We start from the raw sequence: 12,447 nt of genomic DNA on the forward strand, positions 1-12,447 counted from the left end.
TTCCCCTACTGCCATACTGCCTTACTCCCTTACTGCCTTACCCTTTGATCGCCTCGACCAGCGTCGTGCCGAGCCGGGCCGGCGATGGCGAAACCTTGATGCCGGCCGATTCCATCGCCGCGATCTTGTCTTCGGCGCCGCCTTTGCCGCCGGAGATGACCGCGCCCGCATGGCCCATGGTGCGGCCCGCCGGCGCGGTGCGCCCGGCGATGAAGCCTGCCATCGGCTTGCTGCGGCCGCGCTTTGCCTCGTCTTTGAGGAACTGCGCGGCGTCTTCCTCGGCCGAGCCGCCGATCTCGCCGATCATGATGATCGACTTGGTCTCGTCGTCGGCGAGGAACATCTCCAGCACGTCGATGAACTCCGTGCCTTTGACCGGATCACCGCCGATGCCGACGGCGGTGGTCTGGCCGAGACCGACATTGGTGGTCTGGAACACCGCCTCATAGGTAAGCGTTCCCGAGCGCGAAACAACGCCGACCGAGCCCTTGCGGAAGATGTTGCCGGGCATGATGCCGATCTTGCATTGGTCGGGGGTCAGCACGCCGGGGCAGTTCGGCCCGATCAACCGCGACGTCGAACGGTCGAGCCTCGCCTTGACCTTGATCATGTCCATTACCGGTATGCCCTCGGTGATGCAGACGATCAGCGGGATCTCCGCTTCGATCGCTTCCAGGATCGCTTCCGCAGCACCCGCCGGCGGCACGTAGACGACCGAAGCGTTGGCACCGGTCTTGGCCTTGCCTTCGGCTACGGTGGCGAAGATCGGCAGTGCCTCGCCCTTGGCGCCGGTCCAGGTCTCGCCGCCCTTCTTGGGGTGGATGCCGCCGACCATTTTGGTGCCGTGATAGGCCAGCGCCTGTTCGGTGTGGAACGTGCCGGTCTTGCCGGTCAGGCCCTGCACCAGCACCTTGGTGTTCTTGTCGACGAGAATGGACATCGGAGCCCTTTTCTAAAAACCGTTGATCGAGGAAGGCGAGACGCGCCGGTAGACGCCGCTCACCATGTCTTGCCAGCTATCGCTGCCGGCAGGTTTGAAATGCAGTCGCATGAGGTAGGTGTCGGCATCGTCAAAAATATACGTCACGCGCGCCGCGCCACGCGGCGACGACCGATCCAGAACCAATTCGCTGCCGTTCCAAGCGCCGGTGGCGGGCGATGCCGGCACGAGCCCCATCGAGTCAAACTGATGCATGGTGACGAGGCTGTTCTGCTGATCGAAGCCGAACACATTGTGCGAGCCGAACGAAACCGTGCCGTCGCGGCGCTGGCGATAGCGCTGCACCACGAACAGGCCGCCGAATTGCGCCTCGGCCAGCACTTCCGAAGCCGCCGTGCCGGGGTCGGCCCACTGAGTGCCCGAAATCTCCTCCTCGCCACGCCAGGCACCGACCAGCGCCTGCAGGCGCTGGTGATCGGCCGAGAGGGAGGAGAACGGTGCCGCGTTCATGGTCAGAGCCGCTTCAGCTCGGCGACCGTGAGGTCGCTCTTGGCATTGCCGGTGTTGAGCGTCGTCGCCGGCTCGAACATCAGCACGACAGGTTCTTCGCTCAGCGAGCGCGGACGGTGCTCGACGGCGCGCGGCACGACGATGAAATCGCCGCTGCCAAGCTCCACCGTGCCGTCGCGGAAATCGATGGCGATGCGGCCGCGCAGCACCAGGAAGGCCTCGTCCTCGTTGTCATGCGCGTGCCAATCGAAGACTTCGCCGAACTTGGCAACCTTGGCCTGGCTGTCGTTGACGTCGCCGGCAATGTGCGGATCGAACACCTTGGCGATCTTCGCGTCCGCCGCCTCGACGAGATTGATCTTGCGCGGAGGCACAGGCTCAGCCCTTCACCGCCGCGACAATCTTCTTGGCTGCGTCATCGAGGTCATCGGCCGACACCACGTTCAGCCCGCTGTCGTTGATGATCTTCTTGCCGAGCTCGGCGTTGGTGCCTTCCAGCCGCACCACCAGCGGCACTTGCAGGCCAACCTCCTTGACCGCGGCGATAACGCCTTCGGCGATGATGTCGCACTTCATGATGCCACCGAAGATGTTGATCAGGATGCCCTTGACCGCCGGATCCTTGGTGATGATCTTGAACGCCGCCGTCACCTTCTCTTTCGACGCGCCGCCGCCGACATCGAGGAAGTTGGCGGGCTCGGCGCCATAAAGCTTGATGATGTCCATCGTTGCCATGGCGAGGCCGGCGCCGTTGACCATGCAGCCGATATTGCCGTCGAGCGCGACATAGGCGAGGTCGTATTTCGACGCCTCGATCTCCTTCTCGTCCTCTTCGGTGGTGTCGCGCAATTCGAGCACGTCCGGATGACGGAACAGCGCGTTGTTGTCGAACGACACTTTTGCGTCGAGCACGCGGAGCCGGCCGCTCTTCATGACGATCAACGGGTTAACCTCGAGCAGGCTCATGTCCTTCTCGACAAACGCCTTGTAGAGGATCGGAAACAGGGTCGCGCCATCCTTGGCGGCGTCGCCGTCGAGCCTCAGTGCGGCGTTGAGCTTCTTCACATCGTCGGCCGTCACGCCCTTTTCCGGGTCGATGGCGACGGTAATGATCTTTTCCGGCGTGTCGTGGGCGACCGCCTCGATGTCCATGCCGCCCTCGGTCGAGACGACGAAGGCGACGCGCCCGACCGAGCGGTCGACCAGGATCGACAGATAGAGCTCGCGCTCGATATCGGCGCCGTCCTCGATATAGAGCCGGTTGACCTGCTTGCCGGCCGGGCCGGTCTGCTTGGTGACCAGCGTATGGCCGAGCATCTCCTTGGCGTTGGCGACGACCTCGGCCACCGACTTCGCCAGCCTGACGCCGCCCTTGGCATCGGGGCCGAGCTCCTTGAACTTGCCCTTGCCGCGGCCGCCGGCATGGATCTGGCTCTTGACCACATAGAGCGGGCCGGGCAGCGCTTTGGCGGCGGCTTCCGCCTCGTTCGCCTTGAACACCGGCACGCCCTCGGCGACGGGTGCGCCAAAGCCTTTCAGCAGCGCCTTGCCCTGATACTCATGGATGTTCATGCGCTATGTCTCCAGCTTGCTTGGCGGGCTTGGTTACCGGCTTACTTGGCCGCGAGATGCGGAGCGATCTTGACGCAGGCGTCGCACAGGCCCTGCACCGCCGCGACCGAACTGTCGAACATCTTCTGTTCGCTCTTCGCGAGCTCGATCTCGATGATCCGCTCTACGCCGCCGGCGCCGATCACCACGGGAACGCCGACATAGGTGTTCTTGACGCCATATTGGCCGGAGAGGTACGCCGCACAGGGCAGCACCCGCTTCTTGTCCTTGAGATAGGCTTCGGCCATGGCGATGGCCGAGGCGGCCGGCGCATAGAAGGCAGAGCCCGTCTTGAGCAGGCCGACGATCTCGGCGCCGCCGTCGCGGGTACGCTGCACGATCTGGTCGAGCCGCTCCTTCGAGGTCCAGCCCATCTTGATAAGGTCGGGCAGCGGGATGCCGGCAACCGTCGAATAGCGGATCATCGGCACCATGGAATCGCCATGGCCGCCAAGCACGAAGGCGGTGACATCCTCGACCGAGACCTTGAATTCCTCGGCCAGGAAATAACGGAAGCGCGAACTGTCGAGCACGCCGGCCATGCCGACGACATGGCTCTTGGGCAGGCCGGAAAACTTCTGCAGCGCCCAGACCATTGCGTCGAGCGGATTGGTGATGCAGATGACGAAGGCTTTCGGCGCGTATTTCTTGAGGCCGGCGCCGACCTGCTCCATCACCTTCAGATTGATGCCCAGAAGATCGTCGCGGCTCATGCCGGGCTTGCGCGGCACGCCGGCGGTGACGATGCAGACGTCGGCGCCCTCGATGCCGGCATAGTCGTTGACGCCGGTCAGCCTGGAGTCGAACCCATCGACCGGCGACGACTGCGCGATGTCCAGCCCCTTGCCTTGCGGGATGCCTTCGGCGATATCGAACAGCACGACGTCGCCGAGATCCTTGAGGCCGACCATGTGGGCGAGGGTGCCGCCGATCATGCCCGAGCCGATGAGCGCTATCTTGTTGCGTGCCATGTCAGGATGTTTTCCCTTTGACTATGACGGCGCCCAAATCCTTGACGATTTGATGACGGCGTCGGAGGAAGAGGCCGGAATGCTGCGGAACCGCGAAATTCGCCGCACGCAATAGCCCCGGCCGCACAAAAATTCAAACGATTATTTTGGAGTGAGTAATTTCAATCGGTTAGAAACAACGGGAATTACGTAAACGTCAAAGTTCTGAAGCCGACTAGAGGAATTCTACACAATGGCACTGGAAATCAGAAGGCTGTTTCCTGGCGATGACGCCCTTGTGATGCGGGTCGCCGACGAAGTCTTCGACGAGCCGGTCAGGCCGGATCGGCTCTCCGCCTATCTCATGGAGGCCGGTCATTTCATGGTCGTGGCCCTCGCCGACGGCATCGTCGTTGGCCAATGCGCAGCCGTCGTCCACCGCCACCCGGACAAGGTGAGCGAACTCTACATAGACGAAGTCGGCGTGGCGCCGGCCTTTCAACGCCAGGGCATTGCGACGAGGATGCTCGGCGCCATGTTCGCACTCGGTCGCGAGCATGGCTGTGAGGAGGCGTGGGTCGGCACCGAGCCGGACAATGTTGCTGCTCGCGCACTTTACGAGTCGCGAAGAGAGCCGCATGGGCCGGCGGAGGGATTCGTCATGTATGTTTATCGATTATAGGCGCCGGCAGCGCCCCCTTCTGTACTATCCCTCACGCCTGAGCCTGCCGTGCCTCCGCCGATGATCCCTGCGCCCTCTGCCTCTCCGCCCAGTCCTCCAGCCAGTCGTGGCTCTGCATCTCGATCAGCCGCGATGCGGTCCGCTCGAACTCGAAGACTTCGTTGCCGCGCTTGGCCGTATAGAGCTGCGCCGGCGGTGCCGCGGCGCTCATCACCAGCCGTAAATGATGATCGTAGAGCGTATCGACCAGCAGGATGAAGCGCTTGGCTTCGTTGCGCTTGCCTTCGCCGAGCACCGGCACATGGTCGATGAAGATGGTCGAGAAACGGCTGGCAATGGCAAGATAGTCGCGGGCGCCGAGCGGCCTCTCGCAGAGATCGGCGAACGAAAACCGCGCCGCCTCGCCGGCAGCACGCGGCACCACGACGTGCCGGCCCTTCACCGTCAGCATCGTCTCGGCCGTCGGCCTGCCATGCGTCATCACCGCCCACGCGTCGTCGAGCGCATGGTCGGCGGCGGCATCGGCCGGGGTGACGTAGACCGGCATGCGGCTAAGCTTGTCGAGGCGGTAATCCTTGTCGGCGTCAAGCGCCAGCACCTGCGCGTGGCGCTCCAGGATAGCGACAAACGGCAAGAACAACTGGCGGTTCAGACCGTCGCGGTAGAGATCCTGCGGCGCGACATTGGAGGTGGCGACCAGCACCACGCCATTGGCAAACAACGCCGAAAACAACCTGGACAGGATCATCGCATCGGCGATGTCGGTGACGGAGAACTCGTCGAAGCACAGCACCCAGGCTTGCTCGGCCAGCGCGCGCGCCACCGGCGGGATCGGGTCGTCCTCCTTGGCCGTGCCGTTTTTGCGAGCCTGCCGGTGCTTCTGGATGCGGTCCTGCACGTCGGCCATGAAGTCGTTGAAATGCACCCGGCGCTTGCGCCGCACCGGCAGCAGCTCGAAGAACATGTCCATCAGCATGGTCTTGCCGCGGCCGACGCCGCCATGGATATAGAGGCCCTTGACCGCCTCGTGCACCTCGCGCTTGCGGGCGAACAACCACCCCAGCGCGCTTGATTTCTGCGCCAGCCGCTTTGCCGATATTTCGTCGATCAGCCGGTCGAGCGCAGCGGCGATTCGCTCCTGCGCCGGATCGCGCCCGATGGCGCCCGTCTCGACCAGATGGTCGTAGCGCTGCTTGACGGTCGCATGGGTCTGGAGGCCGTCACGCAGATGCATCGGTCACGTCGTTCCGGAGCAATCCCAAGAAAAGTGTGTAACGGTTTTCTGTCCGGAATTGCGTAAAAAACAAAAGAGAGCAATCCCAAGAAAAGTGTGTAGCGGTTTTCCGTCCGGAATTGCGTAACAATGGGGGCCGTTCTCTTACCTTGTAAGCGAGATCGGCAGGCCGTTGGAAGTCTGGCCGTCGAATTTCTCGCCGCCCGAGGAATAAAGCCGTGCCAGCGTGCCGCCGTTCTCGTCATAGAGCGTCAGCTGTTTGCCGGCGACGTTCCAGGATTTGATGCCGTCGAGCGGCGCCGGGCAATGCAGCGGTCCGGCGCGGTAGCCCGACCCGAATTTGGTCTGCGGCGTCGCCACCTGACAGCTCTGGCCGGACACGCTTGCCTTCCACACGCCGGCGACGCTGGACGCGGTGAGGTCGGCCGCACCGGCCGGAGCCGTCCCGTCGGGCGGCAGCGAGGCGACCTGGGTGTTCTGCGGCGCGGTCGGGAACTTCGACGGATCGGCCGGGCCGGGTGTCGCGGGCGGCGGCAGCTGGTTTGCGGTCACCTTGCCGGCGGGCGCAGCTTCCAGCGGCGCCGGCTGCTGCTCGTCCATTGATGTGAACCGTGAGGTTGAACAGCCGCTCGCAACGAGCGCGGCCAACGATACGGCCAGCAGGCCGGTTTTCGAAAATTTCATTCTTCAACCTCCGTCGGATCCGGCTGAGGATGCCGTCCGCGCAATGTCCCCCTCACCAAGATGGAGAAGGTGGCGAAATTTCAACCCGATATGGTTAAAATACGGTTTGCGCCGCTAATGTTGCAAATTTGTCGCAAAATGCGCATTGCCTGAATTGCGTTACGCCTTGGCCGTTTGGCCGGCACCTCCGGTTGATGCGATACGGCGCGCTGGCGCCAGATCCCTGGCGGTCACCTCAAATGCTTGTGCGGGCCGGCGCCGGCATTATCTCTTGGCGATCAGCAACTGCAGGGAGCCGATTTCTTGGCCGCGAGAAAGAGAGCCGCCAACCGCTATTACAGCGGGCCGCCCAGCGATCATTTCGACGGCACCTTGTTCTTCAATCCCGACGGGCGGCCGCCGGGTCGCTTTGCCGATCTGTTGAAATGGCAATTGAGCCGCGAACGCTCGAAATGGCCGGCGGCGGATCCGAGCCCGTTTCCACCGGCAAGACCGGTCGAGCGCATCGATGGTTCTACGCTGCGCCTCACCATGGTCGGTCATTCCTCGCTGCTCGTCCAGACAGCCGGCCTGAACATCCTGACCGACCCGGTCTGGTCGCGACGCGTCTCGCCGCTCTCCTTCGCCGGTCCGAAACGCGTCAATCCACCGGGCATCGCCTTTTCGCATTTGCCGCCCATCGATCTCGTGCTGGTCAGCCACAACCATTACGACCATCTCGACCTCGCCACGCTGAAGCGCCTGAAGACAAGACACGACCCGCTGCTGCTGACGCCGCTCGGCAACGACACGATCATCGGCGCTGCCGTGCCCCGTATGCGGCTTTCGGCGCATGACTGGGGCGACCGGGTCGATATCGGCGATGGCGTCACCGTCCATGTCGAGCCGGTGCACCACTGGTCGGCCCGCGGTACCCGCGACCGGCGCATGGCGCTGTGGGCGGGTTTCGTCATCGAGACACCCGGCGCAAAGATCTATTTCGCCGGCGATACCGGCTTCCACGGCGGCATCAACTACCGGCTGATGGCGCAAAAGCACGGCGGCTTCCGCCTCGCCATCCTGCCGATCGGCGCCTACGAGCCGCGCTGGTTCATGGCGCCGCATCACCAGGATCCGGAGGAGGCGGTGCAAGGCATGCTGTTGTGCAACGCTTCCTATGCCGCCGGCTGTCACTGGGGCACGTTCCGGCTCACCAACGAGCCGATCGACGAGCCGCCCAGAAAGCTCGGCGAAGCGCTCGATGCTGCCGGCCTGCCGCGGCAACGTTTTCGCGCCTTGCGGCCGGGCGAAGTCTGGGACGTACCGGAGGTTTAGCGCGGCGGAACCTAAGGCATCACATAGACGTTTGTAGGTGTTCAAACCTGTCGGCTGCGAGGTGTCTCTCATGATCAGGTGGATCATCATTCTTTTGATTATCGCGGCCGCGGCAAGCCTGCTCGGCATGCCGGCACTGGCCGGAGCCGCCGCCACCGGCGCGCGTATCCTCATCGGCATCGTGCTGATCATCTTCCTGCTGATCGTGCTTGGCGTCTTCGCGGTGACGTGAAACTAAGGTGTGTTGAGATTCAGGTCAGGCCGCGCCGAGAATGGTGGTTTCCGAGAACCGGAGCGGAGCGTACTTTTGGGTACGTGAGCACCGGCCTACGCCGGCCGTAGCCTTAACTGCCACGACCGCTCATGAGTGCTTCGGCCGGCGAAGGCCGGAAGCGCAGGGAACTGCCATTCGCAGGCCGGCATCACCTGAATATCGACACAGCTTAAGCCGCGCTGGTAATTTCTGCCGCTATCCGCCATATAGGCGCCAAACCGGCAAGAGACCTTTCGATCGATGGCAAGCGCGGCCCCTTTCGCCAAGATGAACGGCATCGGCAACGAGATCATCGTTGCCGATATGCGCGGCCGTGCCGATCGCGTGACGCCTGCGGCAGCCATCGCGCTTAATGCCGATGCGGCGACCAGGTTCGACCAGATCATGGCGATCCACGACCCCAGGACGCCGGGCACCGCCTTTTTTATCGACATCTTGAATTCCGACGGAACCAGCGCGCAAGCCTGCGGCAACGGCATGCGCTGTGTCGTCCAGGCGCTCGCCGCCGAGACCGGCCAGAAGACATTTGCTTTTGAAACAGTCGCCGGCATCCTCAATGCCGAGGAACATGCCGACGGAACGATCTCGGTCGACATGGGCAGGCCGCGCTTTGGCTGGCAGGACATCCCGCTGGCCGAGGAATTCCGCGACACCCGCATGATCGAACTGCAGATCGGCCCGATCGATGCGCCGGTACTGCATTCGCCTTCGGTCGTCTCGATGGGCAATCCGCACGCTATCTTCTGGGTCGACCGCGACGTCTGGTCCTACGAGCTCGAGCGCTTCGGCCCGCTGCTCGAAAACCACCCGATCTTCCCCGAGCGCGCCAACATCACCATCGCGCAGGTGACTTCGCCGGAGACCATGGCCATCCGCACCTGGGAGCGCGGCGCCGGCCTGACCAAGGCCTGCGGCACGGCCGCATGCGCTGCCGTGGTCGCCGCGGCCCGCACCCGGCGCACCGGCCGCAGCGTCACGCTGATGACGCCCGGCGGCGGCTCGCTGCATGTTTTGTGGCGCGACGACGACCACGTCATCCTCACCGGTGCCGCCGAATGGGAATTTTCCGGCAGCTTCGATCCGTCGACCGGGGCGTGGGCGCGCGACACCGAAAGCGCCGCTTGATGGCTGCTCCTGGCAACAAGGGTATCGAGGTCGTCACCTTCGGCTGCCGGCTAAACACCTATGAATCCGAGGTGATGAGGCGTGAAGCCGAAGGTGCCGGCCTCGGTAGCCTCGAAGGCGGCGCCATCATCTTCAACACCTGCGCCGTCACCGGCGAGGCTGTACGCCAGGCCAAGCAGTCGATCAGAAAAGCCCGCCGTGAGAACCCGGCTGCCCGCATCATCGTTACCGGCTGCGCTGCGCAGACCGGCCCGCAGGATTTCGTCGCCATGGACGAGGTCGATCTCGTCCTCGGCAATGAGGAAAAGCTCAAGGCGCATTCCTATCGCGCGCTGCCGGATTTCGGCGTCAACGACACCGAAAAGGCGCGCGTCAACGATATCTTTTCGGTACGCGAGACGGCCGCCCACATGGTCGACGCCATCGAGGGCCGGGCGCGCGCCTTCGTCCAGGTGCAGAACGGCTGCGACCACCGCTGCACCTTCTGCATCATTCCCTATGGCCGCGGCAATTCGCGCTCGGTGCCGATGGGCGCCGTGGTCGAGCAGGTCAAGCGACTCGTCGGCAATGGTTATGCCGAGATCGTGCTGACCGGCGTCGACATGACGAGTTTCGGCGCCGATCTGCCGGGCGCACCGAAGCTCGGCAAATTGGTCAAGACCATCCTGAAGCAGGTGCCAGATGTGAAACGCCTGCGGCTTTCCTCCATCGATTCGATCGAGGCCGACGACGATCTGCTGGACGCTATAGCCACCGAGCCGAAGCTGATGCCGCATCTGCATCTGTCGCTGCAATCGGGCGACGACATGATCCTGAAGCGGATGAAGCGCCGGCACAGCCGCGACCAGTCGATCCGCTTTTGCGAGGATGTGCGCAAACTGCGCCCGGGCATCGTTTTCGGCGCCGACATCATCGCCGGGTTCCCGACCGAGACGGACGCCATGTTCGAAAATTCGCTGGAGATCGTCGAGGAATGCGGCCTGACGCATCTCCACGTCTTCCCGTTTTCGCCGCGCCAGGGCACGCCCGCCGCGCGCATGCCGCAGCTCCGCCGCGACGTCGTCAAGCAACGCGCGGCACGCCTGCGCGCCGCCGGCGAGGCCGCCTATCGCCGCCATCTTGCCTCGCTCGCTGGAACGCATCAGTCTATCCTGGTCGAGCGCGACGGGCTCGGCCGCACCGAAGGGTTTACGCTGGCCGCGGTCTCTGCCGGCACGCCGGGCGACATCGTCGAGGCTGATATCGCCGGCGATGACGGTATCAGACTGATCGCCGCGCCGCTTGCCGCCCGCGCCGCCTGAGAGCGCAAGACATGGCTGGGTTTTTCAAGAAGATATTTTCGTTCGGTAAGAAGGAAGTGGTCGAGGAGCGGCCCGACGAGGCCGCACCGCTGCCGCCGATCAAATGGGATGAACTGGAAGCGCTGAAGCCGGCCGCCGAGCAGGCCGTCCCGGAGTTTTTGAAACGCGAAGAGCCGCGGCCCGAGGCCGAGGCCGCAGCTCCGCCGCCAGTCGAACCAGAGTTGCCTCCGGCACCGCAACCGGCGCCCGCTGAAGAGCCGAAGCCCGAACCACCGCCGACCATTCCACCCGAGCCAGAGATCCAGCCGGAACCGCAAACGCCTGCTGAGGAAGCCGAGGAGATCCGAGCCGGACCCGTCGCTTCCGAGCCAGTTCCTGAGCCGGAGCAGCCGGAGATCGTTCAGCCCGAGCCTCTGTCCACGGAAGTTGGCGCTGCCCCTCATCCGCCTGCCGGCACCTTCTCCCCGTATAGTGACGGGGAGAAGGGGGCTGATCGTCACGCCGAGCCTCCTTTTGAAAGTGGCGAGGAAAAAGCTCCGACGCTGACGCCCCCCTCTCCCCGTCCATCACGGGGAGAGGGTAAGGGTGAGGGGCAGCGCGAACCTCTGCAAGACGCGGCACCCGCGGCCGAAGTCACGCCACCAGCACCCGCAGCGCCCGAAGCGCCACCGGCCGAAATCCCGCCTCCGATCCGCCAGCCCGCGCCGGTCGAGGCGAAGCCGGTCCTCGCCGAGATCGCACCCGAGCCAGAAGCCGTTCCGCAACCATCGCCAGAGCCAAAGCCCGCCCCCGGCAAAGTCACCGTAACCAAGAAGGTCGAGCAGAAGGCTGAGCCGCAGAAGGCGCCCGAACCGGCGCCGAGGCGTTCCTGGTTCCAGCGCATGCGAGACGGGCTTGCCCGCTCTTCCCGGGAGTTGTCGGGCAACATCGCCGGCGTCTTCACCAAGCGCAAGCTCGACGAGGACACGCTGCAGGACCTGGAGGATGTGCTGATCCGCGCCGATCTCGGCATGGAGACGGCTTTGCGCGTAACCGACGCGCTCTCCGCCAGCCGCTACGGCAAGGACGTCTCCGACACCGAAGTTCGCGCCATCATGGCGGCCGAGGTGGAGAAGGTGCTGACCCATGTCGCCATGCCGCTGGAGCTGGACCTCAGCCATAAGCCGCATGTCATCCTGGTTGTCGGCGTCAACGGCACCGGCAAGACCACGACCATCGGCAAGCTGGCGGCAAAGCTCACCGATGGCGGCCTTTCGGTGATGCTCGCCGCCGGCGACACCTTTCGCGCAGCCGCGATCGAGCAGTTGAAGATCTGGGGCGAGCGTACCAACTCGCCGGTCATTGCCTCGAAACTCGGCGCCGATGCCGCCGGCCTCGCCTATGACGCATTCGAGCGCGCGAAGGAGGCCGGCTCCGACGTGCTGATCATCGACACCGCCGGGCGGCTGCAGAACAAGACCGAGCTGATGGCGGAGCTGGAAAAGATCGTCCGGGTGCTGGGCAAGCTCGATCCGGAAGCGCCGCACACCGTGCTGCAGACGGTCGATGCCACCACCGGCCAGAACGCGCTCAACCAGGTCGAGATCTTCCGCAATGTCGCCGGCGTCAATGGCCTGGTGATGACCAAGCTGGACGGCACGGCGCGCGGCGGTATTCTGGTGGCGATCGCGGCAAAGCACAAATTGCCGGTCTATTTCATCGGCGTCGGCGAACAGGTCGACGACCTCGAACCCTTTTCCGCAAGCGAATTCGCCAGGGCGATCGCTGGCGTGGCTTGACGAGCATGATCCCGAAAAGTTGCAGGCTTTTTGGATTGGATCAT

At 64.1% G+C, this 12,447-nt stretch carries 13 protein-coding genes; 6 read left to right on the top strand and 7 right to left on the bottom strand.

Annotated elements, in window-relative coordinates:
• Window positions 1–37: 37 nt before the first annotated feature.
• Genes sucD through mdh form a run of 5 tightly spaced genes read right to left on the bottom strand, consistent with a single transcriptional unit; the run spans window position 38 to window position 4,032 of the window.
• Window positions 38–940, bottom strand: a complete 903-nt coding sequence (gene sucD / locus AC0L2Y_RS02910) for a succinate--CoA ligase subunit alpha (RefSeq protein WP_473553720.1) — start codon at window positions 938–940, stop codon at window positions 38–40.
• Between the two features lie 12 nt (window positions 941–952).
• The gene (locus AC0L2Y_RS02915) at window positions 953–1,450 is read right to left on the bottom strand and encodes a DUF1579 family protein (protein WP_473553721.1); all 498 of its coding nucleotides are present in this window, start codon (window positions 1,448–1,450) and stop codon (window positions 953–955) included.
• A 2-nt stretch (window positions 1,451–1,452) separates the two neighbouring features.
• Window positions 1,453–1,824 (bottom strand): cupin domain-containing protein, encoded by a 372-nt coding sequence (locus AC0L2Y_RS02920; protein ID WP_473553723.1) that lies wholly within the window; start codon window positions 1,822–1,824, stop codon window positions 1,453–1,455.
• Window positions 1,825–1,828: 4 nt separating this feature from the next.
• Window positions 1,829–3,022: an ADP-forming succinate--CoA ligase subunit beta gene (gene sucC, locus AC0L2Y_RS02925; RefSeq protein WP_473553724.1), complete on the bottom strand. Its 1,194-nt coding sequence runs from the start codon at window positions 3,020–3,022 to the stop codon at window positions 1,829–1,831.
• 41 nt (window positions 3,023–3,063) lie between these two features.
• Window positions 3,064–4,032 (bottom strand): malate dehydrogenase, encoded by a 969-nt coding sequence (gene mdh / locus AC0L2Y_RS02930; RefSeq protein WP_292660644.1) that lies wholly within the window; start codon window positions 4,030–4,032, stop codon window positions 3,064–3,066.
• A 232-nt stretch (window positions 4,033–4,264) separates the two neighbouring features.
• On the opposite strand from mdh, the gene AC0L2Y_RS02935 reads away from it, so the two are divergent.
• Window positions 4,265–4,693 (top strand): GNAT family N-acetyltransferase, encoded by a 429-nt coding sequence (locus AC0L2Y_RS02935; RefSeq protein ID WP_473553726.1) that lies wholly within the window; start codon window positions 4,265–4,267, stop codon window positions 4,691–4,693.
• Between the two features lie 31 nt (window positions 4,694–4,724).
• Here AC0L2Y_RS02935 and zapE read toward each other — a convergent pair whose 3' ends face one another.
• Window positions 4,725–5,927: a cell division protein ZapE gene (gene zapE, locus AC0L2Y_RS02940; RefSeq protein WP_473553728.1), complete on the bottom strand. Its 1,203-nt coding sequence runs from the start codon at window positions 5,925–5,927 to the stop codon at window positions 4,725–4,727.
• Window positions 5,928–6,071: 144 nt separating this feature from the next.
• The gene (locus AC0L2Y_RS02945) at window positions 6,072–6,611 is read right to left on the bottom strand and encodes a protease inhibitor Inh/omp19 family protein (RefSeq protein ID WP_352493197.1); all 540 of its coding nucleotides are present in this window, start codon (window positions 6,609–6,611) and stop codon (window positions 6,072–6,074) included.
• A 303-nt stretch (window positions 6,612–6,914) separates the two neighbouring features.
• Here AC0L2Y_RS02945 and AC0L2Y_RS02950 point away from each other — a divergent pair, with 303 nt between their 5' ends.
• The 5 genes from AC0L2Y_RS02950 to ftsY all read left to right on the top strand — a co-directional run bounded on the left by AC0L2Y_RS02950 (window position 6,915) and on the right by ftsY (window position 12,403).
• Window positions 6,915–7,925, top strand: coding sequence for an MBL fold metallo-hydrolase (locus tag AC0L2Y_RS02950; RefSeq protein ID WP_473553729.1), 1,011 nt, complete (start codon window positions 6,915–6,917; stop codon window positions 7,923–7,925).
• A 70-nt stretch (window positions 7,926–7,995) separates the two neighbouring features.
• The gene (locus AC0L2Y_RS02955; protein ID WP_031195454.1) at window positions 7,996–8,157 is read left to right on the top strand and encodes a DUF1328 family protein; all 162 of its coding nucleotides are present in this window, start codon (window positions 7,996–7,998) and stop codon (window positions 8,155–8,157) included.
• A gap of 282 nt (window positions 8,158–8,439) precedes the next feature.
• A complete protein-coding gene (dapF, locus tag AC0L2Y_RS02960; protein WP_473553731.1) occupies window positions 8,440–9,324 on the top strand; it encodes a diaminopimelate epimerase in 885 nt (294 codons plus the stop codon).
• A complete protein-coding gene (gene mtaB / locus AC0L2Y_RS02965; protein ID WP_473553734.1) occupies window positions 9,324–10,625 on the top strand; it encodes a tRNA (N(6)-L-threonylcarbamoyladenosine(37)-C(2))-methylthiotransferase MtaB in 1,302 nt (433 codons plus the stop codon). The genes dapF and mtaB overlap by 1 nt, the downstream gene beginning before the upstream one ends.
• A gap of 11 nt (window positions 10,626–10,636) precedes the next feature.
• Window positions 10,637–12,403, top strand: coding sequence for a signal recognition particle-docking protein FtsY (gene ftsY, locus AC0L2Y_RS02970; protein WP_473553736.1), 1,767 nt, complete (start codon window positions 10,637–10,639; stop codon window positions 12,401–12,403).
• Window positions 12,404–12,447: the final 44 nt, after the last annotated feature.

It is taken from the genome of Mesorhizobium sp. WSM4830 (genome assembly GCF_055811495.1).

What these genes read in the sequence shown, in the direction of transcription:
- sucD (WP_473553720.1), bottom strand. Translation starts at nt 940, where the DNA reads ATGTCCATTCTCGTCGACAAGAACACCAAGGTGCTGGTGCAGGGCCTG.
- AC0L2Y_RS02915 (WP_473553721.1), bottom strand. Translation starts at nt 1,450, where the DNA reads ATGAACGCGGCACCGTTCTCCTCCCTCTCGGCCGATCACCAGCGCCTG.
- sucC (WP_473553724.1), bottom strand. Translation starts at nt 3,022, where the DNA reads ATGAACATCCATGAGTATCAGGGCAAGGCGCTGCTGAAAGGCTTTGGC.
- mdh (WP_292660644.1), bottom strand. Translation starts at nt 4,032, where the DNA reads ATGGCACGCAACAAGATAGCGCTCATCGGCTCGGGCATGATCGGCGGC.
- AC0L2Y_RS02935 (WP_473553726.1), top strand. Translation starts at nt 4,265, where the DNA reads ATGGCACTGGAAATCAGAAGGCTGTTTCCTGGCGATGACGCCCTTGTG.
- zapE (WP_473553728.1), bottom strand. Translation starts at nt 5,927, where the DNA reads ATGCATCTGCGTGACGGCCTCCAGACCCATGCGACCGTCAAGCAGCGC.
- AC0L2Y_RS02945 (WP_352493197.1), bottom strand. Translation starts at nt 6,611, where the DNA reads ATGAAATTTTCGAAAACCGGCCTGCTGGCCGTATCGTTGGCCGCGCTC.
- AC0L2Y_RS02955 (WP_031195454.1), top strand. Translation starts at nt 7,996, where the DNA reads ATGATCAGGTGGATCATCATTCTTTTGATTATCGCGGCCGCGGCAAGC.
- dapF (WP_473553731.1), top strand. Translation starts at nt 8,440, where the DNA reads ATGGCAAGCGCGGCCCCTTTCGCCAAGATGAACGGCATCGGCAACGAG.
- mtaB (WP_473553734.1), top strand. Translation starts at nt 9,324, where the DNA reads ATGGCTGCTCCTGGCAACAAGGGTATCGAGGTCGTCACCTTCGGCTGC.
- ftsY (WP_473553736.1), top strand. Translation starts at nt 10,637, where the DNA reads ATGGCTGGGTTTTTCAAGAAGATATTTTCGTTCGGTAAGAAGGAAGTG.